Source organism: Streptomyces sp. NPDC001816 (genome assembly GCF_042892235.1).
Taxonomy (GTDB): domain Bacteria; phylum Actinomycetota; class Actinomycetes; order Streptomycetales; family Streptomycetaceae; genus Streptomyces.
The window spans coordinates 172,246-192,859 of the sequence record NZ_JBIATY010000014.1 but is presented as its reverse complement, the minus strand read 5'-3'; the positions used below and the strand labels follow the sequence as shown (position 1 = coordinate 192,859).

The window sequence follows — 20,614 nt, the reverse complement described above, 5'->3', positions numbered from 1 at the left end:
GATGACGGAGCCTCAGACTCCCGTCGCCATAGTCGGGATGGCGGTGCTGCTGCCCGGTGCCGCAGGGCTCGACGCCTACTGGCGCAACCTGCGCGACGGCGTGGACGCCATCGGCGACGTCCCCGAGGGCCGCTGGGACGCCGGCTACTACCGCCCCGGCTCGGCCGCGGAGCCTGCCGTCGCCGACCGCATCTACTGCCGGCGTGGCGGATTCGTGGACGGACTGGCCCAGGTGGAGGTGACCCGGTACGGCATCATGCCCGCCTCGGTGCCGGGCACCGAGCCCGACCAGCTGATCGCCCTCGACGTGGCCGCCGCCGCGCTCGCCGACGCGGGCGGCACGGACCGGCTGCCGGAGCGGGACCGGATCGGCGTGGCCCTGGGACGCGGCGGCTACCTCACCCCGGGCCTGGTCCGGCTCGACCAGCGCGTGCGCACCGCCGGACAACTGGTCCGCACACTGGGCGAGTTACTGCCCGACCTGTCGTCCGCCCAGCTGGACCGGGTGCGGCAGGCGTTCACCGAACGGCTCGGCCCGGACAGCCCCGAGTCCGCGATCGGCCTGGTCCCCAACCTCGCCGCCTCCCGCATCGCCAACCGACTCGACCTGCGCGGCCCCGCCTACACACTGGACGCGGCCTGCGCCTCCTCGCTGGTCGCCGTCGACCAGGCAGTCACCGAACTCGCCACCGGCCGCTGCGACATGATGCTGGCCGGGGGAGTGCACCACTGCCACGACATCACCCTGTGGAGCGTCTTCTCCCAGCTGCGCGCCCTGTCCCCTAGCCAGCGCATCCGCCCCTTCCACCGCGACGCCGACGGCATCCTCATCGGCGAGGGCACCGGCGTCGTCGTACTCAAACGGCTCGCGGACGCCGAACGTGACGGTGACCGCGTGTACGCGGTGATCCGCGGGACGGGCGTGGCCAGCGACGGCCGTACGGCCGGGCTCGTCACGCCCGACCCCGGCGGCCAGACCCGAGCCGTGCGCCAGGCCTGGCACGCGGCCGGACTCGACCCCGCAGCACCCCACTCCGTCGGCCTGCTGGAGGCGCACGGCACCGCCACCCCCGCCGGTGACGCCGCCGAACTCGCCACAGTGGCGGAGGTGTTCGGACCGGGCGCGGCCCTCGGCGACGAGCGGCCCGTGCTCGGCTCGGTGAAGTCGATGATCGGCCACACCATGCCGGCCGCCGGTGTGGCCGGCCTGGTCAAGGCCGCCCTCGCCCTGCACCACGGCACCCTGCTGCCCACCCTCCACTGCGACGACCCCCACCCCGCCCTCGCGGCCACCCGCTTCCGCACCCTGGAGCGGGCACGCCCCTGGGAGACCGGCCCGGAACAACCGGTCCGGCGGGCCGCCGTGAACGCCTTCGGGTTCGGCGGGATCAACGCCCACGTGGTGCTGGAGGAGGCGCCGGGCGGGCGAGCGAGGTCCCGGCACGCCCTGACCCCGGTCGCCGAGCCGGAGCGCGTGCTGCTGCTCGCCGCCGACACCCCGGACGACCTCGCCGCCCTCCTGGCCGCCGACGATCCGGCGGTCCTCGCCGCCGGCCTCGACCCCGCGCGGCCGCACCCCGACGCCGGCCCCGTACGCCTCGGCATCGTCGACCCCACCGCCAAACGGCTGGCCCTGGCCCGTCGCGTGGTCGGCAAGGGCCGCGCCTGGCAGGGCCGCAGCGACGTCTGGTTCCGGCCCACCCCGCTGCTCGGGCCCGGCAAGCTGGTCTTCGTCTTCCCCGGCCTCGAAGGCGACTTCGCGCCCCGCGCCGACGACATCGCAGCCCACTTCGGCCTGCCCCCGCTCGCGGCCACCGGCACGGACGTACACGTCGACGACGTCGGACGGCACGGTTTCGGGGTCGTGGGCGTGGGCCGGCTCCTGGACACCGCGCTGCGCCGCATGGGGGTCGTACCGGACGCGGTCGCCGGGCACAGCGTCGGCGAGTGGACCGCCATGGCCGCGGCCGGACTGTACTCGAACGCCCAAGTGGACGCCTTCATGGCCGAGTTCGACCCGGACACGGTGACCGTGCCGGGGCTGGCCTTCGCCGCCGTGGGAGCCTCGGCGGACCGCGTCCGGACGGCTCTCGCCCAGGCCTGGTCCGGCTCCGGGATCGTGCTCTCCCACGACAACGCGCCCCGCCAGTCGATGGTCTGCGGTCCGGACGCGGCGGTCCAGGAGTTCGTACGGTCCTTCCGCGCCCAGGGCGTCCTGTGCCAGGTGCTGCCGTTTCGCTCCGGCTTCCACACGCCGATGCTCGAACCGTACCTCGCCCCCATCAAGGAGGCCGCCGACCGCTTCCGGCTCCATCCGCCGACCGTACCGGTCTGGTCCGGGACCACCGCTGAACCCTTCCCGCAGGACGAGGCGGCGGTGCGCGAGCTGTTCGTACGACACCTGCTGGAGCCCGTCCGCTTCCGCGAGCTGATCGAGTCCCTGTACGCGGCAGGCCACCGCACCTTCGTCCAGACCGGCCCCGGCCAACTGGCCTCCCTCATCGACGACACCCTCGCCGAGCGCGATCACCTGGCCGTCGCCGCCAACTCCCCGCACCGCTCCGGAATGACCCAACTGCGATGCGTGGCAACGGCGTTGTGGACGGCAGGGGCACGGGTGGCTCCCGCGCTGCCGTCTGCTCCGTCACCCGGGGCGGCGGGCCGCGCCGAGGCGCCCGAGCCGACGCCCTGCGCGCAGGAACCCGTCACCACACTCCGCACCCACGCGTCCGCTGCGGCACCCGCGCGCCCCGCCGTCCGCCTCGATCTGGACGGTGCCCTGGTGTCCCTGGCCGGGCCGGACCTGGACGTGCTGCGGTCGCAGCTGCGGCCGAGCCGACAGGCAGCGCACGCTTCGCAGCCACCCCGCCCCGGCACGTCCTCCCTCGACGACCTCGCCACCCGCTTCCCGGCGGCCGCCGAGCTGACCGCCCTGCTGCGGGACACCGCGGACACCGCGGCGGAGCTGATCGCGGCGCACGGCCACCGAAGCGGCCGAAGCGACCGAAGCGACGGCGGAACGGGACCACTCACGGCCACCGCCGCCGCAACGTCCCCCGCTTCCGCTTCCGCTTCCGCCCCCCGCACCGTCGCCCGAGCCGCCCTCCCGGCCCCGGCGGGCTCGGCCGGCACATCCCATACCCCCGTGCCCACCCCGGCCCCCGTCACCACCACCGTCCACATCTCCCCCCACTCCATGCCCCACCTTCTCGACCACTGCTTCTTCCCCCAGCGCCCCAACTGGCCTGATGTGGAGGACCGCTGGCCGGTGGTCCCCGCCACCACGATCGTCCGGCACATGATGGACGCGGCGGAGGACGCGGCTCCCGGCCTGCGTGCCGTCGCCGTGCACGGTGCCCGCTTCGACCGTTGGCTCACGGCCACACCCCCCGTCGACGTGCCCGTCTCCGTCACCCCCGACCCAGGCCACCCGGACCGCGTCGCCGTCGCCTTCGGCCCCACGGCCCGTGCCGTGGTCGAACTCGCCCCGCACCACCCCGCACCGCCCCCGCCGAGCCCGCGCCCGGACGCCCCCGAACGCGTCCCCGAGCACACCGCCGCGCAGATCTACCGCGACCGCTGGATGTTCCACGGCCCGGCCTTCCAGGGCCTCACCGAACTGACCGCGGTCGGCGCGCGGCACATCCGCGGAGTGATCACGGCGCCCGCGGCGCCCGGCGCCCTGCTCGACAACGTCGGCCAGCTGCTGGGCTACTGGATCATGGCGACGCGCACCGAGCGGACCGTCGTGTTCCCGGTGCAGATGCGCGAGATGCGCTTCCACGGGCCCCAGCCGGCCCCCGGGACGAAGGTGGACTGCCTGCTGCGGATCACCTCGCTCACCGACACCCTCCTGGAGGCGGACGCGGAACTGACCATCGACGGGCAGGTGTGGGCCGTGCTCAGCGGCTGGCAGGACCGCCGCTTCGACAACGACCCGCAGACCCGCCCCGTGGAACGCTTCCCCGAGCGCCACACCCTCTCCGAGGCCCGGCCCGGCGGCTGGGCGCTCGTGCACGAGCGGTGGCCCGACCTCGCCTCACGCGAGCTGATCATGCGCAACTCGCTCGGCGGTGCGGAGCGCGCGGAGTACGCCGAGCGCCCGCCGCGCGGCCGCAGACAGTGGCTGCTGGGCCGGATCGCGGTCAAGGACGCCGTACGGCAGTGGCTGTGGCAGCACGGCGAAGGGCCCGTCTTCCCGGCGGAGATCCGCGTGCACAACGACGAACTCGGCCGCCCGTACGTCACCGGCGTGCACGGCCGCACCCTGCCCCCGCTGGACGTCTCGCTCGCCCACCGAGCGGAGGCGGGCGTGGCGATCGTACGGCCGCACACCCCGCAGCCCGGCCCCGGCATCGACATCGAGGAGGTCACCGCGCGCGACCCCGCGACGCTCGCCACCGCCCTTGGCGCGGACGAACTGCGGCTCCTGCGCACGCTCTGCGCGGCCGGCCCCGACGGCGACGATCTGTGGTTCACCCGCTTCTGGGCCGCCAAGGAGGCCGTGGCGAAGGCCGAGGGGGTCGGATTCGGGGGCCGCCCCAGGGACTTCGCCGTGCGCGGGGCCGCCCCGGACGGCAGCCGGCTGGAGGTTTCCGGGCGGCTGGAGCGCGCCTACACCGTGCACTGCGCACCGGCGGGCAATCCGCCCGCCCTGCCCCGACGCGCCTACGTGGTGGCCTGGACGACGGGACCCGAGTCCGGTGCCGGACAAGGTGACGGACCGGGCGATGGACCGGGCGATGGACCAGGCGATGGACAAGCAGACGAAGCAGCCGAGGAGTACCCGCGATGAACCCCACCCAGCCGGTGCCGGCGCAGCCCACCACCGACACCGTGCTCGCCGACATCACCGGCATGCTTCGCACCCTCCTCGGGGAGTACGGCGAGGACGACGTGGTGATCGGTATGTCCACCACCTTCAACCGTGACCTGGAACTGGAGAGCATCGACCTCGTCACGCTGGCGGGACTGCTGGAGGAGCGGTACGGCCGGCGGGTCAACCTCGCCGAGTTCCTGGTCGGCATGGAGTTCGACGAGATCATCGAGCTGACCGTGGGCCGGCTCGTCGAGTACGTGGTGTGGAGCCTGAAGACCACGGAGGCGGGCTGACCATGGCGATGATCGACGCCGGCGGAATCCGCCTGCACGTCCAGCGGATGGGGCCCGCGGACGGCCGTACCCCGCGCGCCACGGTCGTCCTCGTGCACGGGCTGCTCACCGACAGCCTGGCCAGCTACTACTTCACCGTGGCCCCCGCCTTCGCGGCGGCCGGCCTCGACGTCGTCATGTACGACCTGCGCGGACACGGCCGCAGCGAACGCCCGCCGGACGGGTACACCCTCGACCACAACATCGACGACCTGGAGACCCTCCTCGACCGGCTCGGGATCACCGGGCCGGTGCACCTCGCAGGCAACTCGTACGGCGGCACCATCGCCTTCGGCCACGCGGCTCGCCACCCCGACCGCACGGCCAGCCTCACCCTGATCGAGTCCGAACCCGCGACCACCGCCTGGGCGGTGAAACTGGGCGGCATCCTGCGCCGGGTGCTGACCGAACTCGCGCACAACGAGCCCGACGCCCTCGCCTGGATCGCCGCGAACCGCGGCCACAACACCGCCCGTCTGGCCAAGGGCGCGGCCCGGCTCGCCCGCGAGACCACCCTCGGCCGGGACATCCCCGCGAGCCGGGTGCTGACCGAGGAGCAGATCAGGGCCGTACGCTGCCCGGTCCTCGGCGTGTACGGCGGCGACTCGGACCTGGTGGACCTGGTGCCGCTGAAGGAGGAGCTGCTCACGGACTTCCGGCCGGTCGTGCTGCCCGGGCACGAGCACTCGGTGCTGGTCGAGGCGGCCCCGGCCGTCGGCCGGCACATCCTGGACCTGATCCTGTCCGTCGGGCACGTGCGGGCGGGGGTCCGGTGAGCGGGTTCCTGTTCGTCGTCCCGCCGCTGGTCGGACACGTCAACCCGGCCGTCGGCGTCGCCGCCCGGCTCACCGCGCGTGGACACCGGGTGGCCTGGGCGTGTGCCGACCCGGCGCTGGTCCGCCGGCTTGCGGGCGAGAACGCGGACGTGTTCGCCTGCGCGGGCCCGGTGCCGGGCGCCGAAGGTGCTGTACGACCGCCCGACCTGCGGGGCGCGGAGGCTCTGAAGTTCCTGTGGGAGGGGTATCTGGTGCCGCTCGCCGACGCGATGGCGGCAGGTGTCCGCGCGGCCGCCGAGCAGTTCCGCCCCGACGTGGTCGTCGCCGACCAGCAGGCCTTCGCCGGTGCCCTGGTGGCCGAACGCCTCGGCCTGCCCTGGGCGACCTCCGCCACCACCTCGGCCGAGTTCACCGGCGCCTACGACGGCATGCCCAAGGTCGCCGAGTGGCTGCGGCAGCGACTGGCCGGGCTGCGCACCCGGATCGGCGACCCGGCCGGCACCGCCGACCCGCGCTACTCGCCCCACCTGCTGCTCGTCTTCAGCACACCCGAACTCATCGGCCCCCAGGCGCCGTTGGGGCAGCGGATCCACTACGTCGGCCCCTCCCTCGCCGACCGCCCCGCCGGGCCCGGCTTCCCCTGGGACTGGCTGGACGCCGGCCGGGCGAAGGTCCTGGTGACCCTCGGCACCGCCAACGCCGACGTCGGCGGCCGCTTCCTCGCCGAGTGCCGCACCGCGCTGCGCGAACGCGCCGACCGGCTGCAGGCGGTGCTCGTGGACCCGGGCGCCACCCAGCCCGCCGACCTCTCCGACAAGGACGTGCTGATCCTGCCGTCCGTGCCCCAACTCCCGCTGCTGGAACGGATGGACGTGGTCGTCTGCCACGCCGGACACAACACCGTGTGCGAGGCGCTCTGGCACGGTGTACCGCTCGTCGTGGCGCCCATCCGTGACGACCAGCCCGTGGTGGCCGCCCAGGTCGTGGACGCGGGCGCCGGCGTCCGGGTCCGCTTCGGCCGGGTCACCGCACCCCGGCTGGGCGCTGCCCTCGACACCGTCCTGCACGACCGCGCCCACCGGACCGCCGCCATGCGCGTCCGCGCGGCGTTCCGCGCCGCGGGCGGCGCCCGCGCGGCCGCCGACCACCTCGAACGACTGGCAGCACCCAGCAGCGGAGGGACGACGGAGAACCCATGAGCGACCACAGTGACAAGAACGAGCGCATCGCCGCCCTGCGCCCGGCCTACCAGGCCGACCTCGCCGACGGCACGGAACGCTTCTTCGCACCCCGCCGCACCACCTGCCCCTGGTGCACGTCGAGCAGTCTGACGACCCGCCTGCACACCACCGACCTGCTCCAGCACAAGCCAGGCCGGTTCACCCTCGACCGCTGCACGGACTGCGGACACACCTTCCAGAACCCCCAACTGACCGAAGAGGGCCTGGAGTTCTACTACCGCGACTTCTACGACGGCCTGGGCGAACAGCGCATGAGCGGCACCTTCGGCGGCCGCACCGCGATGTACCGGGACCGCGCGCAGGCGATGGCACCGCACGACCCCACCGCGAAGAACTGGCTCGACGTCGGCACCGGCCACGGCCACTTCTGCGAGGCCGCCCGCACCGTCCTGCCCGGCACCTCCTTCGACGGTCTCGACTTCACCGACGGCGTCGAACTCGCCGCCCGCGAGGGCCGTGTGGAGCACGCCTACCGGGGCGCCTTCCCCGACCTCGCACCCGATCTCGCCGCCCGCTACGACGTGGTGAGCATGTTCCACTACCTGGAGCACAGCACCAGTCCCGACCGTGAACTCCGCGCCGCCCACGAGGTCGTACGCCCCGGCGGCCACCTGCTCATCGAGGTGCCGGATCCGGAGAGCCGCTACGCCCGGCTCCTCGGCCGCTGGTGGCTGCCCTGGCTCCAGCCGCAGCACCTGCACTTCATGCCGGTCGCCAACCTGCGTCGGCGGCTGACCGAACTCGGCTTCACGGTGGTCGCCGAGCAGCACGCCGAGCCGCACGACCCGATCGATCTGCTCGCCGCCGTCTGGCTGGCCCTCGGCCACACCGCCCCGCGCGACGACGCACCCTGGCTGCCCGAACCTCCCGGCGCCCTCCGCCGCGCCCTGCGCACCGCACTCCTCCTGGCAGGCGTCCCCGCCCTGCTCACGGCCACCCTGCTCGACCGCTTCGCGGTACGACCCCTCTCCCACCGCCTCGGCCTGTCCAACGCCTACCGCCTGGTGGCCCGCCGCGAGTGACCGGGCTCAGCACACCAGGGCGCTCACACCCCGGGTGCTCGCCTCACTTCGGCGCTCACAACACCTTCGCGCTCACAACACCTTCGCGCTCACAACACCTTCGCGCTCACAACACCTTGGCGCGGATCAACGCCGACAGCACCAGAGCGCCCGGCAGCAGCGGCAGCCAGTCGGTCAGCACCCGGTACCCGATCACGGCCGCGGTGGCCGCCGCCGGCTCGGCGCCGAAGGCGACCAGCGTCCACACCAGCGCCGCGTCCACCGCAAGCCCACCGGGCGACGGGACGGCCCCGACGGCGGTGCCGGCCGCCAGAAAGGCGAGGACCACCTGCTCCCAGGGCAGCCCGAGGCCGAGCGCCGACCCCACACAGACCAGCGCACTTGCCTGCAGCAGCGGCATCGCGGCCGCCCCGCCCCACAGGGCCAGCACCCGGCAGGGCCGGCCGTGCACCTCCCGCGCATCGGCGAGGGCGGAGCGCACCAGCCCGGTCACCGGGCGCCGCAACGGCCGTACGACCGTCAGCAGCACCCCCACCACGGCGAGCACCCCGCCCGCGACAGCGGCGAGCGGCACCAGCAGCCGCCCGTCCGGGAGCAGGTCCGCGAGCCGCCGCCAGGCGGGCGAGGCGGCCAGGAACACCAGCAGCACCAGGGTCTTCGCGCTGGACTTGGCCAGCGAGTACAGGCCGATCGAGGCGGTCGCCCGAGGCAGCGGCACGCCCCGGGTGCGCAGGAACCGCACCGTGACGGCGTGCGCGCCGAGGCCGCCGGGCAGCACGTGGTTCGCGGCACCGGCGGCGAACTGGGAGGCCAGCAGCAGCCCCGGCGGCACCCGGTCCGGCAGCGCGCCCTGGCGGGCGCAGGAGGCCGCCACCCAGTTCAGGCAGGTGAACGCGATCCCGGCCAGCAGCCACCAGGGGTCGGCCGCGAGCAGCCGCGTCACACCGTCGTACACCACGGGCCGGTTGGCCAGCGCCCAGCCCACGGCGAGCAGCAGAGGAGCCAGACAGAGGCCGAGCCGGACCGGCCGCGCGGCCATGAGCGAGCCCCGCCGCACCGGAGCCTCAGACTCCGGACACGTTGCCGAGACAGGCGAGAGGGATGAGGCAGGGGAGACAGGGGCGACAGGTGAAACAGGCGGTGGTGCAGGTGGGGAGAGCGGGGACAGTGAGGACAGCGGGGACAGTGAGGACACGGGGACGTCGTCCTTCCGCATCGGGCCCCGGCGGGGGACCTGGGGGAAGCGGGGCGGCGAAACCGCCGAGAGCCTTCCCCTCCCGCATGACAGCTGGATGTCCGAAAGCCGAAGGAGGGAGGGCGGGACGGTGCCGCCGGGTGTCCGCGGGAGCCGTCGTTCACCGCCGACCAGGTAGCCTTCCCATGGGGTGCGCTGTGCAAGCCACGCCCCGACAGGCAGGGAAGGCGACACGGGAGGACCCGGCGGTGCACGTCCAGGAATGGCTCGACTCGGTGCCCCCGGTCGCCGTCTACGCGGTGGTGGCCCTGGTGATCGGCGTGGAGAGCCTGGGCATCCCGCTGCCGGGCGAGATCGTCCTGGTCTCGGCGGCCCTCATGTCCTCCCAGCACTCCGGCATCAACCCGATCGTCCTCGGCGCGTGCGCGACCGCCGGTGCCGTCGTGGGCGACTCCATCGGCTACGCGATCGGCCGCAAGGGCGGACGCCCCATGCTGGCCTGGCTGGGGAAGAAGTTCCCGAGACACTTCAGCGAGGGCCACGTCGCCACCGCGGAGCGCTCCTTCGAGAAGTGGGGCATGTGGGCCGTCTTCTTCGGCCGCTTCGTCGCCCTCCTGCGCATCTTCGCCGGGCCCCTCGCGGGCGTCCTCCACATGCCGTACTGGAAGTTCCTGACCGCCAACGTCCTCGGCGGCATCTGCTGGGCGGGCGGCACCACGGCGGTCATCTACTACGTGGGCGTGGTGGCCGAGGACTGGCTGAAGCGCTTCTCGTACCTGGGCCTGGCAGCAGCGGTCCTGATCGGCCTGACGTCGATGCTGATCATCAAGCGCAGGGCGAAGAAGGTCCAGTCGGAACAGCGAGAAGCAGAACCTGTAAGCGCCGGCGACTAGAAGTCCCTACTGGTGCACATCACGATGCGCCTTGGCCAACTCCGCATACATGGTCCCGTTGAGCGTGACCCCCTGCCGCTCCTCCTCGGACAACTCCCGCCGCACCTTCGCCGGCACCCCCGCCACCAGAGACCCCGGCGGCACCACCATCCCCTGCGGCACCAACGCCTGAGCGGCAACAAGCGACCCCGCCCCGATCAAGGCCCCGTTCAGGACGGTCGCCCCCATCCCGATGAGACAGTCGTCCTCCACGGTCGCGCCGTGCACCACCGCGTTGTGCCCGATGGAAACCCGCTCCCCGACGCTCACCGGAAACCCGGGATCCGCATGCAGCGTGACGTTGTCCTGCACATTCGCGTCCGCCCCCACGGTGATCGTCTCGACATCACCTCGCACCACCGCCCCGTACCAGACACTGGCCCCCGTATGCAGCGTCACGTCCCCGATCACAGAGGCCGTAGGCGCCACGAACGCCCCCGGATCGACCTGAGGCTCCTTGCCCCCGAAACCCACGATCAGCGCTTGCTGCGTCATCACCGTCTCCTCATGTCCTGGTACGACGCACGGTACGACATGGAGTAGGGCAAAGATCACAGCAGCCCGCCCTCTCGCCGATGGCAACCGCTGAGTAACGTGACCCCGTGCCGAAGCGCAAGAACACGTTCTCATCCTGGCGAGCCCGCGCAGCGCAGCGCGCCGTCCACGCCGGCTGGGCGTGGGTCCAGCGCACGGGATCGGTGACCGCCGAGAACCCCGGCCGCCTCCGCTTCGGCTCGATCGGCGAAGCCACCCGGCTGGCCTTCCCGCTCGGAACGGTCTTCGGCGACCCCTGGATCCACCTCGGATCCCACTGCATCATCGGCGAGCAGGTCACCCTCACCGCCGGCCTGATGCCGGACCTGGATCTCGGCCCCGACCCGATCCTGCGCATCGGCGACGGAGTCGTCCTCGGCCGGGGCAGCCACGTCATCGCCGACACCACGGTCACGATCGGCCGCGACTGCTACTTCGGGCCGTACGTCTACGTCACCTCCACCAACCACTCCTACGACGACCCGCACGAGCCCATCGGCAGACAGTGGCCGCGGATGGAGCCGGTGGAGATCGGACCGGGCTGCTGGATCGGCACCGGCGCGGTGATCCTGCCGGGGGCCCGGATCGGCCGGAACGTGGTTGTGGCGGCCGGCGCCGTGGTGCGCGGGACCGTGCCCGACCATGCCGTGGTGGCAGGGGCGCCCGCCCGGGTCGTACGGCGCTGGACACCCGAGGACGGCTGGCAGCCGCCCCTGCGGACCCCCGCGCCGGTGCCGCTCCCGGAGGGAGTCACACCGGAGCAGCTGCGCGCGCTGGCCGACCTCGACGAGGAGGGCGTGGAACGGCTGGCCCGTCTGGAGGCCGACGGCTGACTCAGCCGGTCGCCAGCAGCAGCGTCCCGAGTAGGGCGAGCCCCGCTCCGGCGGCCTGGATCGCGCGCAGCCGTTCGCTGAGGAAGCCGCGGGCGGCCAGCGCGGTGACCACCGGGTAGAGGGAGGCGAGCACCGCCGCCACGGTGACCGGGCCGTGCTGGGCGGCGACCGCGTAGGTGCCGTTGGCCGCCACGTCCGCTAGGCCGACGAAGGCCAGCGCGGGCAGCGAGGCGCCGGGCAGGCCGCCCTCCGGCAGGGCGGGGTTGCCCCGCCGGACCGATGCGTACAGGGCCGCGCCGCCCGCGGCGACGCTCGTCACGCGCTGCACGAAGAGGGAGAGGAAGAGGCCTGTGACGTTGGTCGAGGCCTCCGTGATCAGGGCGAACACCGTGCCGAAGCCCAGCGCCGCGACCAGCGTCAGCAGGATCGTCAGCCGCTGCACGGGCGCTCCGCCCAGCTGGGGGCCGCCCGCGAGGACCACGCCGGTGACGGCGACCGCGATGCCCGCGACCTGGAGGGCCCCCGGGCGTTCGCCGAGGATCAGGCCCACCCCGACCGGGACGGCCACACTGAGCGTGGCCAGCGGGGAGACCACGCCCATCGGGCCCAGGGCGAGCGCCTTGTAGAAGGCGAACACGGCCAACGGCCCGGCCAGGCCGGCCGCGACCGCGAACCACAGCCGTGGCCCGGCCTCGGTCCAGCCGCCGGTCGCGAGCGCGATCGCGCCCAGCACCACCGCCGCGATCGCCTGGGAGGCGACCACCACCGTCAGCGCGGGCGTGCGTCGTGTCAGCAGCCCGCCACCGAAGTCGGCCAGGCCCCACAGGAGGCTGGTGGTCAGGGCGAAGAACGCTGTCACTGATGCCTCGCAGTACAGTTTGGTGAACGAGCGGGTGCATCCCACCGTAGTTCGGTTCAGTGAACTCTGTCATCCAAAATATTGAATCCCCAACCGTGACCCTTTGGACGGAATGTGTCGGACCTCGAACTCCTGACCCAGTCCCTGGCGCGCAACGTCAAGCACTGGCGCGCGGTGCGCGGCTTCACCCTGGACGTGCTCGCCGCCCGGGCCGGTGTCAGTCGCGGCATGCTCATCCAGATCGAGCAGGCCCGCACCAACCCGAGCATCGGCACCGTCGTCAAGATCGGCGACGCGCTCGGTGTCAGCATCACCACCCTCCTCGACTACGAGCAGGGCCCGAAGGTCCGCATCGTCCCCGCCGAGCGGGCCGTACGGCTGTGGCACACCGACGCCGGCAGCTACAACCGGCTCCTCGCCGGCACCGAGGCGCCCGGGCCGCTGGAGATGTGGGACTGGCGGCTGATGCCGGGTGAGCGCAGTCCCTCCGAACCGCACCCCGGCGGCACGGTCGAACTGGTCCATGTCACCGCGGGTGAGCTGACGCTCACCGTGGACGGCGAGGAGTACCGCGTCCCGACCGGCGCGAGCGCCTCCTTCGAGGCCGACCTCCCGCATGTGTACGGCAACACCGGCGACGTGCCGATGGAGATGGTCATGGCGGTCTCGGTGCCGCCCGTGCACTGAGATGCCGGTACGGCGGGCGGGCGGGCCTTGCTAGCGTGCGGCCATGCGCGCACCCATCGGAGACTTCGACACCGCCACCCCCGCCCCCGACTGCCTGGACGAACTGACCGCCCCCGTCGCCGACGCCGTACGCCACTGGCAGGGCAGCGTCCCCGCCGACCGGATCCTCTACGTCGAGACCGACCCGCGCTGGGCCGACACGGCCGTCTTCGTCGAGCACTACGGCCGCGACCTGCTGGAGCGGTCGGCGAACTGCGTGGTGGTCGCGGGCAAGCGGGGCGGCGAGACCACCCTCGCGGCGTGTCTGGTCCTCTCCACCACCCGGGTCGACGTGAACGGCGTGGTGCGCCGCCAACTCGGCGCCCGCAAGGCGTCGTTCGCCGCGATGGACACCGCGACCGGCGAGACCGGCATGGAGTACGGCGGCATCACCCCGGTCGGACTGCCCGCCGACTGGCCGGTGTTGGTGGACGCCGCCGTCGTCGACCTGCCCTACGTCCTGGTCGGCAGCGGACGCCGCCGCGGCAAGCTGCTGGTCCCGGGCAAGGCGCTCGCCGAGCTGCCCGGCGCCGTGGTGCTCGAGGGGCTGGGGACTGTCTGAGGTCAGGCCGTCAGGTGATGGGCCAGGGCCAGATGCGGGTCCGTCTCGCCCGGCACCGGTGCCGGGTCGGCGTGCACCAGGGCGGCCGTGAGCCTCGGTACGGCGTGCAGCAGGGCGTGTTCGGCCTCGACGGCGATCGCGTGTGCCTTGCGGACCGACGCCTCGCCGTCCACCACGACCGCCAGCTCGGCCCGCAGCCGGTGCCCGATCCACCGCAGCCGCAGCTCGCCCACCTCGCGCACGCCCGGCACCGCACGCACCGCCCGCTCGGCCCGGTCCACCAGCGCCGGGTCGACGGCGTCCATCACCCGCCGGAACACCTCCCGCGCCGCGTCCCGCAGCACCAGCGCGATCGCGGCGGTGATCGCCAGTCCCACGATCGGGTCGGCCAGGTGCCAGCCGAGGGCCGACCCGCCGGCGCCGAGCAGCACGGCAAGTGAGGTGAATCCGTCCGTCCGCGCGTGCAGCCCGTCGGCCACCAGCGCGGCCGAGCCGATCTCCCGGCCCACCCGGATCCGGTACCGGGCCACCCACTCGTTGCCCACGAACCCGACCAGCGCGGCCACCGCGACGGCCGGCAGATGCGCCACCGGGCGCGGGTCGAGCAGCCGCCCGACGGCCGCCCAGGCCGTGAACGCGGCGGAGGCGGCGATGGTCAGCACGATCGCGAGCCCAGCGAGATCCTCGGCGCGCCCGTAGCCGTAGGTGAACCGTCGGGTCGCCGCCCGCCGCCCCAGCACGAAGGCGATGCCCAGCGGTACGGCCGTCAGCGCGTCTGCCGCGTTGTGCACGGTGTCCCCGAGCAGCGCCACCGAACCGGAGAGGGCCACCACCACGGCCTGCGCCAGCGCGGTCGTCCCGAGCACGCCCAGCGACACCCACAGCGCGCGCATGCCCCGCGCCGAGGACTCCAGGGCCGGATCGAGCTTGTCGGCGGTCTCGTGCGAGTGCGGGGTGAGGAGATGGGCGAGGCGGTGGCGCAGGCCGGGGGAGGGGTGGGGGTGAGCGTGGCCGTGACCACGGTCGTGGTGATGGCCACGGTCGTCGTGATGCCCATGGTCGTGGGGGTGGCCATGCTCGTGGGGTTGGCCATGGGGCTGCTGACCGTGCCCGTGCTCGTGCGTGTGCCGGTCGCTCACGTGGATCCCCTTCCGGTGGGTGGGAACGGACGCGCGGCTGGGAATGGACGCGCGCAGCCCACGGAGCCATTATGTGCGTATGAGCGCACGCATGCACCTATCACCTGCGCACCATGCGCAGCCGCGCACCCCGGGCGACGAGCAGTTCGCGGTGGCCGCCGAACTCCTCGCCCTGCTCGGTGACCGCACCCGCCTCACCCTGCTGCACGCCCTGACGGCCGGCGAGGCCGACGTCACCACCCTCACCGAGGCATGCGGCGCCGCCCGTCCCGCCGTCAGCCAGCACCTGGCCCGGCTGCGCCTCGCGGGCCTGGTGGGCACCCGCAAGGAGGGCCGCCGCGTGGTCTACGCGCTGCGCGACGGTCATCTGCGCCGCCTGGCCGACGAGGCGCTGAAGGTGGCCGACCACCGCCTCGCCGAACGGGTCACCGCTACGGAGTCGAGCGGCTCACCACAACAGGGCGCCGAGCCGCTCGGGTAGAGCCCCCGCTCAGAACACTGCGGCCGAGCCCAGGTACTGCTCGGCGAAGGCCGCCGCGGCGGTGGGCGAGGTGAACAGGCGGCGCAGCCGGGCGATCGTGGTGCCGGCCCGGAAGGGATCGCCCGAGGAGACCCCGTGGTAGATGTCCGACAGCCACTGCGAGAACTCCTGGTAGTCCCACACCCGCCGCAAGGACGCCTTCGAGTAGCCGTCCAGGCCGCTCCTGTCGCCCCGGGTGAGGTGCCCGACCAGCGCGTCGCCGAGCAGGAACGCGTCGTGCAGGGCGAGGTTCATGCCCTTGGCGGCGATCGGCGCCGTGAGATGACCGGCGTCTCCGGCCAGCAACAGCCGTCCGTGGACGAGGGGTTCGACGACGTAGTGGTGCATGTCCAGCACGCGTTTCTCGATCAGCCGGCCCTCGGTCAGCGGCGGCGCACCGGCCGCGCCGAGCCGGGTGCGCAGCTCGGCCCAGACCCGCTCGTGCGGCCAGTTCCCGGGATCGTCGCCGGGCGGGCACTGCAGGTAGTAGCGGGTGACCTCGGGGCTGCGGGCCATGTGCCCGGCGAAGCCGTTCGGGTGGACGCCGAACAGGACGCAGTCGGAGGAGGGCGGGGCCTCGGCGAGCAGTGCCAGCCAGCCGATGCCGTCGTCCTGCCGGGCGATCCGTGTCCCCTCCGGGGGCATCGCGTCCCGGGTCACCCCGCGCGCGCCGTCGCAGCCCGCGACGAACTCGCAGCGCAGCAGCCGCCGTTCACCGGTCTCCGGGTCCCGGTACGACACAGCGGGCCGGTCCGAGTCCAGGTCGTGCAGTTGTACGTCGCGCACACCGAAGCGGATGTCGCCGCCGCGTACGTCGGCGTACTCCCGCACCAGGTCCGTCACCAGCAACGGCTGGGGGTAGACGTAGTGGTGGTGGCCCGTGAGGTCGCCGTAGGAGAACCGGAACCGTTCGCCGTCGAAGCGGAACTCGCAGGTGTCGTGCACCTGGGCGCGCTCCAGCAGGTTCGCCGCCAGGCCGCGCCGCGCGAGTTCGCGTACCGCCCATTCCTCGATCACGCCGGCTCTCGGCCGGGTCTCGATGAACTGCCTGCTCTCGGTCTCCAGGACCACACAGTCGACGGAGGCGTCCCGCAGGATCGTGCCGACGGTGAGCCCGGCGGGCCCGGCGCCCACGACGACGACCGTACGGCGTTCCCCGGGCGCGGAGTCGGGGTGGGGGGAGGGGTGCGTCACCCCGGCATTATGACGGTGTCCCGTCAGCCGCGGCGGAGTTGCCGAGGCTGACGGGACACCGGGTGAGGTGCGGGGTCAGTGCGCCGGAGCGTCGGTGACCACGACCTCCTCGATGCTGCGCTCGATCGCCTCGGGCTTCGAGGCGGTGGCCTTGGCCCAGTAGTAGATGGCCAGGGAGAACACCGCGACCACCGCGATGTCCCAGTACAGCGGGATGGTGCCGTTGCCGCCGAAGGTGCTCAGGTAGGAGATCACACCGAGGCCGGCCAGGTAGCCGGGCAGCCACTGCGCGGCCTTGAAGTCCAGCCGGGGCGCGTCGGGCAGGTTCTTGCGGATCGCGTACCAGGCGTAGGAACCGAGCAGCACGTAGCCGATCAGGATCGCGGCGCCGAGCCGCCACAGGGTGTCCCAGCCGGACCAGAAGATGATCAGGTTGGCGACCACGAACGACAGCGGCGCGACGAACTTGCCGAACGGCAGGCGGTACGGGCGCTCGTGGTGCGGCAGACGGTCGGCGAAGACGCCGTAGGCCAGCGGCGCACCCGCGTACATCAGGACGCTCGCCGAGGTGATGAAGCTGACCAGCTCCTGCCAGCTGGGGAACGGCAGGAAGCAGATCACACCGGTCACGAACGAGACCACGAGGCCGAACCACGGCACACCGCGCTTGTCCGTCTTGGCGAACGCCTTCGGCGCGTAGCCGTTCTTGGCCAGGCCGTAGGAGATGCGGGAGGTGGCGGTGGTGTAGATCAGGCCGGTGCCGCCGGGGGAGATGATCGCGTCGGCGTACAGCACGAAGCTCAGCCAGCCGAGGCCCACCAGCGTGGCCAGACCCGCCCAGGGGCCGCTGATGCCGGGGAAGTCGAGCTTCGCCCAGCCGTGCGCGAAGGAGCTGTGCGGCAGCGCGACGATGAACACGACCTGGAGCAGGATGTAGATGACCGAGCCGATCGCGACCGAACCGAGGGTCGCGCGGGGCAGGTCACGCTTCGGGTTGCGGCTCTCGCCGGCCAGCTGGATCGCCTGCTCGAAGCCGAGCAGCGCGAAGATGATGCCGCTGGAGCTGATCGCACCGAGGACGCCCTTGGCACCGAAGGGCGCGAAGCCCTCGGAGGTGAAGTTGCCCGGGTGGAAGTTGCCGATGGCGATGACGAAGATCGCGGCGAGCGGGACGGCGATCTTCCACCAGGTGGCGGCGCTGTTGGTGTGGGCGAGGACACGGACACCGAGGAAGTTGACCGCGACGAAGACCGCCATGAGGACGACCGCGGTGACGATGCCGCTCGCGGTGAGCGTTCCGTCCGCGCGCTGCAGCCCGTCGGCCCAGCTCCAGTGCTTGGCGTAGCCGATCATGGCCTCGACCTCGATCGGTGCCACGGTGGCCGCCTGGAGCCAGGCGAACCAGCCGAACGACATGCCGGCCAGGCCGCCGAAGGCGTAGTGCGGGTAGCGGGCGGTACCACCGGCCACCGGGAACATGCCGCCGAGCTCGGCGTGCACCAGGGCCAGCAGCCCGATGGCCACCGCGCCGATCACCCACGAGATGATCGCCGCGGGGCCGGCGACCACGACGGCCTTCTCGGCGCCGAACAGCCAGCCGGAGCCGATGATGGAGCCCACGGAGGCCCACATCAGACCGATCAGGCCGACGTCACGGCGCAGACCGCCCTGGTCCTTCGTGGTTATGGGCGCTGCATGGTCGACTTTCACCATGTCAAGTGGCCTCTCAGATCGTTTAACACAGGCTTAACGAACAACAGCGCCACACAGTAGGGAGGGTTTCTGCGTTACCAAAAGACTCTTGGTGAATTCTTGACCTCGGATCTTGCCCCTCTTGGTCCCGGCATTCACACAGGTCAAGGGGTGACTCGAATGTCAATATTCAGCGGTGAATTGTGAGAAGAAGGTGAGACAGGTCACCCCAGAAGGGGAATTTCGATCGCCGGACAGCGGTCCATGACCATGTCAAGTCCGGCCGTCCGGGCCCGCTCGTGGGCGGCTTCGTCCACCACGCCGAGCTGGAACCAGACCGCCTTCGCGCCCTTGGCGACGGCCTCGTCGGCGACCGCTCCGGCCAGTTCGCTGTTGACGAAGACATCGACGACGTCGACCTCGAAGGGGATGTCCGCGAGGGAGGCGTAGCCCTGCTCGCCGTGCACCGTCTCCGCCTTCGGGTGCACCGGCACGATCCGCTTGCCGTAGCGCTGCAGCACCTGCGCCACGCCGTACGCGGCCCGCCGCCGGTTGGCGGACAGTCCGACCACCGCCCAGGTGTCGCCCAGCTCGGTCAGAATCCTGCGGATCGTCGCTTCGTCGCCGTACACGGCCGCCTCCTCGGGCTTCGGTGACTGTCGTCGGGGCAGAACAGCGCCCATCAGGTGCTGATTCCCCCCGGAACCCCGCCACGGTGACCGGAATCGGCGCAAGGTGCCTGCGTACGGCCCTCCGCACGCCTACGCTCGGGCCGTGCTGCGCATCCTCGACGCCCGAACCGGTGAGCCCGTCGCCGCCGCGCCCGCCCGGCGTGGCCTGACCCGCATCGAGGCGTATGCCTCCGGCCTCGATCTGACGGCCCTGCGGGTACTGCTCACCGCCGACGTCCTGGTCCGCGCCCTGGAACTCGGCGGCACCCCCGTCTGGACGATTCTCACCGCACCCCACCGGCACGCCGAACTCCGCACGGCCGCGACGCACCTCGCCATCCGTCCCTTCGAGGACGGCCGGGACCTCGCGTCCGGGCTGGGAGAGGCGCAGGTGATCCACGTGGTGGCCGAGGACACCGCGACCATGCCGAGTGAGGGCCCCCTGCTGACGGTCGCCCCGGCCGTATGGACGGCGGCGGAACCGGGGGACGACGAGCAGCTCGGCGGGTCGGGCGGATCGCCGCGCGATGGCGCGGGTACGGGCGGACACGGCTCGGACACCGCTTCGGACGCGCCACCCCACACCGCCACCACGGCCGGGGAGGCCCCCGCACCCCGCTCGTCAGGTGACCAGCCCCCTCTCGGCCTCCCGGCCCTCCTCTCCGATCCCACCGCCCTGCGCCTCGCCCTTCTCTCCGTCCCCCGGAACACGGCGGTACGGCTGGACGCCGACGGACTCGGAGCGGCGGCGCAGAGCCTCGCCCGCTGGCGGCGGGCCGTCGCCGGCTGGGCGCGGCAGCCTTCGCGGCCGGTGCCCGATGCGGTGCGGGTGCGGCTGCGGGCCGCGTGGGAGGACGATCTGGACCTGCCCGGGGTGCTGGCCGTGCTGCGGGACGTGGAGAGCGCGCCGGAGCTGCCCGACGGTGCCCGGTTCGAGACGTATGTGTACGCGGACCGCCTGCTCGCCCTCGACCTCGCCCGTGACCTCGGGAGCTTCGCGTGATCGAGCGTGCGGGCGCGGGCCCGCTGCGCCGGCTGGTCGTCCTGCGGCACGCCAAGTCCGCCTGGCCCGAGGGCGTCGAGGACCACCGGCGTCCGCTCGCCCCGCGCGGCCTGCGGGACGCCCCGGCCGCCGGGCGCGCCCTCGCCGAGGCCGACTGCCTGCCCGACCTCGCCCTGTGCTCCACCGCCGTACGTGCACGCCGCACCTGGGAACTGGCCTCCGCCCAGTGGGGCACGCCGCCCCCGGTGCGCTACGACCGCAGGCTGTACGGCGCGGACGTACCGGAACTGCTGGAGGTCGCGCGCGAGGCGCCGCGCGAGGTGGAGACGCTGCTGCTGGTCGGGCACAACCCCGGGATGGAGGAGCTGGTATTGGAGCTGGCCGGGGACGGACTGGAGGACACGCTCGAACAGGTGCGGGCGAAGTTTCCGACCTCCGCGATCGCCGTACTGACCTGGCGCGCCACCGGCTGGCCGGCCCTGGCCCCGGGCACCGCCCTGCTGACCTCGTTCATCGTGCCGCGGGGCAGGAAGGAGAAGGAGTAGCCGGGCCCGGCGGACGCGC

19 protein-coding genes are annotated in these 20,614 nt (G+C 73.0%); 12 read left to right on the top strand and 7 right to left on the bottom strand.

The annotated features are described in order from the left end of the window. The first annotated feature begins 1 nt into the window (after window position 1). From ACFYZZ_RS37735 to ACFYZZ_RS37715, 5 genes are read left to right on the top strand one after another with little or no spacing between them, the layout of a single operon-like run. Window positions 2-4,795, top strand: a complete 4,794-nt coding sequence (locus ACFYZZ_RS37735; protein WP_389186241.1) for a beta-ketoacyl synthase N-terminal-like domain-containing protein — start codon at window positions 2-4, stop codon at window positions 4,793-4,795. After that, a complete protein-coding gene (locus tag ACFYZZ_RS37730; protein ID WP_389186238.1) occupies window positions 4,792-5,112 on the top strand; it encodes an acyl carrier protein in 321 nt (106 codons plus the stop codon). Before ACFYZZ_RS37735 ends, ACFYZZ_RS37730 begins: the two co-directional genes overlap by 4 nt. A 2-nt stretch (window positions 5,113-5,114) precedes the next feature. Further along, complete coding sequence (locus ACFYZZ_RS37725) at window positions 5,115-5,927, top strand: alpha/beta fold hydrolase (protein ID WP_389186235.1); 813 nt, start codon at window positions 5,115-5,117, stop codon at window positions 5,925-5,927. Continuing rightward, the gene (locus ACFYZZ_RS37720; protein ID WP_389186232.1) at window positions 5,924-7,126 is read left to right on the top strand and encodes a glycosyltransferase; all 1,203 of its coding nucleotides are present in this window, start codon (window positions 5,924-5,926) and stop codon (window positions 7,124-7,126) included. Before ACFYZZ_RS37725 ends, ACFYZZ_RS37720 begins: the two co-directional genes overlap by 4 nt. Further along, complete coding sequence (locus ACFYZZ_RS37715; protein ID WP_389186229.1) at window positions 7,123-8,190, top strand: class I SAM-dependent methyltransferase; 1,068 nt, start codon at window positions 7,123-7,125, stop codon at window positions 8,188-8,190. Before ACFYZZ_RS37720 ends, ACFYZZ_RS37715 begins: the two co-directional genes overlap by 4 nt. 106 nt (window positions 8,191-8,296) lie before the next feature. Here the strand turns inward: ACFYZZ_RS37715 and ACFYZZ_RS37710 are convergent, their stop codons facing one another. Then, window positions 8,297-9,406, bottom strand: a complete 1,110-nt coding sequence (locus ACFYZZ_RS37710) for a YbhN family protein (protein WP_389186226.1) — start codon at window positions 9,404-9,406, stop codon at window positions 8,297-8,299. 227 nt (window positions 9,407-9,633) lie between these two features. On the opposite strand from ACFYZZ_RS37710, the gene ACFYZZ_RS37705 reads away from it, so the two are divergent. After that, window positions 9,634-10,278: a DedA family protein gene (locus ACFYZZ_RS37705; RefSeq protein WP_389186223.1), complete on the top strand. Its 645-nt coding sequence runs from the start codon at window positions 9,634-9,636 to the stop codon at window positions 10,276-10,278. A 6-nt stretch (window positions 10,279-10,284) separates the two neighbouring features. Here the strand turns inward: ACFYZZ_RS37705 and ACFYZZ_RS37700 are convergent, their stop codons facing one another. Beyond that, on the bottom strand, window positions 10,285-10,812 hold the full coding sequence (locus ACFYZZ_RS37700; RefSeq protein ID WP_389186221.1) for a gamma carbonic anhydrase family protein: 528 nt from the start codon (window positions 10,810-10,812) through the stop codon (window positions 10,285-10,287). A 107-nt stretch (window positions 10,813-10,919) separates the two neighbouring features. Here ACFYZZ_RS37700 and ACFYZZ_RS37695 point away from each other — a divergent pair, with 107 nt between their 5' ends. Continuing rightward, entirely contained in the window at window positions 10,920-11,684 is a 765-nt protein-coding gene (locus ACFYZZ_RS37695) for an acyltransferase (protein ID WP_389186218.1), read from the top strand. A gap of 1 nt (window position 11,685) precedes the next feature. Here ACFYZZ_RS37695 and ACFYZZ_RS37690 read toward each other — a convergent pair whose 3' ends face one another. Next, window positions 11,686-12,543 (bottom strand): EamA family transporter, encoded by an 858-nt coding sequence (locus tag ACFYZZ_RS37690; protein WP_389186215.1) that lies wholly within the window; start codon window positions 12,541-12,543, stop codon window positions 11,686-11,688. A gap of 114 nt (window positions 12,544-12,657) precedes the next feature. Here ACFYZZ_RS37690 and ACFYZZ_RS37685 point away from each other — a divergent pair, with 114 nt between their 5' ends. Both ACFYZZ_RS37685 and ACFYZZ_RS37680 read left to right on the top strand, forming a co-directional pair. After that, window positions 12,658-13,230, top strand: coding sequence for a helix-turn-helix domain-containing protein (locus ACFYZZ_RS37685; RefSeq protein ID WP_386579772.1), 573 nt, complete (start codon window positions 12,658-12,660; stop codon window positions 13,228-13,230). Window positions 13,231-13,273: 43 nt separating this feature from the next. After that, window positions 13,274-13,831, top strand: coding sequence for a YbaK/EbsC family protein (locus ACFYZZ_RS37680; protein ID WP_389186211.1), 558 nt, complete (start codon window positions 13,274-13,276; stop codon window positions 13,829-13,831). A gap of 2 nt (window positions 13,832-13,833) precedes the next feature. Here ACFYZZ_RS37680 and ACFYZZ_RS37675 read toward each other — a convergent pair whose 3' ends face one another. Then, on the bottom strand, window positions 13,834-14,970 hold the full coding sequence (locus tag ACFYZZ_RS37675; RefSeq protein WP_389186208.1) for a cation diffusion facilitator family transporter: 1,137 nt from the start codon (window positions 14,968-14,970) through the stop codon (window positions 13,834-13,836). A 79-nt stretch (window positions 14,971-15,049) separates the two neighbouring features. Here ACFYZZ_RS37675 and ACFYZZ_RS37670 point away from each other — a divergent pair, with 79 nt between their 5' ends. Continuing rightward, window positions 15,050-15,451, top strand: a complete 402-nt coding sequence (locus ACFYZZ_RS37670) for an ArsR/SmtB family transcription factor (RefSeq protein ID WP_389186205.1) — start codon at window positions 15,050-15,052, stop codon at window positions 15,449-15,451. A gap of 9 nt (window positions 15,452-15,460) precedes the next feature. Here the strand turns inward: ACFYZZ_RS37670 and ACFYZZ_RS37665 are convergent, their stop codons facing one another. From ACFYZZ_RS37665 to ACFYZZ_RS37655, 3 genes are all read right to left on the bottom strand, one after another. Further along, entirely contained in the window at window positions 15,461-16,684 is a 1,224-nt protein-coding gene (locus ACFYZZ_RS37665; protein WP_389186202.1) for a 4-hydroxybenzoate 3-monooxygenase, read from the bottom strand. Window positions 16,685-16,759: 75 nt separating this feature from the next. Then, window positions 16,760-18,397 (bottom strand): APC family permease, encoded by a 1,638-nt coding sequence (locus ACFYZZ_RS37660; protein ID WP_389186199.1) that lies wholly within the window; start codon window positions 18,395-18,397, stop codon window positions 16,760-16,762. A 203-nt stretch (window positions 18,398-18,600) separates the two neighbouring features. Beyond that, window positions 18,601-19,008 carry a CoA-binding protein gene (locus ACFYZZ_RS37655; protein WP_389186196.1) on the bottom strand — a complete coding sequence of 136 codons (408 nt, stop codon included), beginning with the start codon at window positions 19,006-19,008 and terminating at the stop codon, window positions 18,601-18,603. 142 nt (window positions 19,009-19,150) lie between these two features. Between ACFYZZ_RS37655 and ACFYZZ_RS37650 the strand changes: the two genes are divergently transcribed. Both ACFYZZ_RS37650 and ACFYZZ_RS37645 read left to right on the top strand, forming a co-directional pair. After that, a complete protein-coding gene (locus tag ACFYZZ_RS37650) occupies window positions 19,151-20,050 on the top strand; it encodes a hypothetical protein (protein WP_389186194.1) in 900 nt (299 codons plus the stop codon). Then, a complete protein-coding gene (locus tag ACFYZZ_RS37645) occupies window positions 20,047-20,595 on the top strand; it encodes a SixA phosphatase family protein (protein ID WP_389186191.1) in 549 nt (182 codons plus the stop codon). Before ACFYZZ_RS37650 ends, ACFYZZ_RS37645 begins: the two co-directional genes overlap by 4 nt. Window positions 20,596-20,614: the final 19 nt, after the last annotated feature.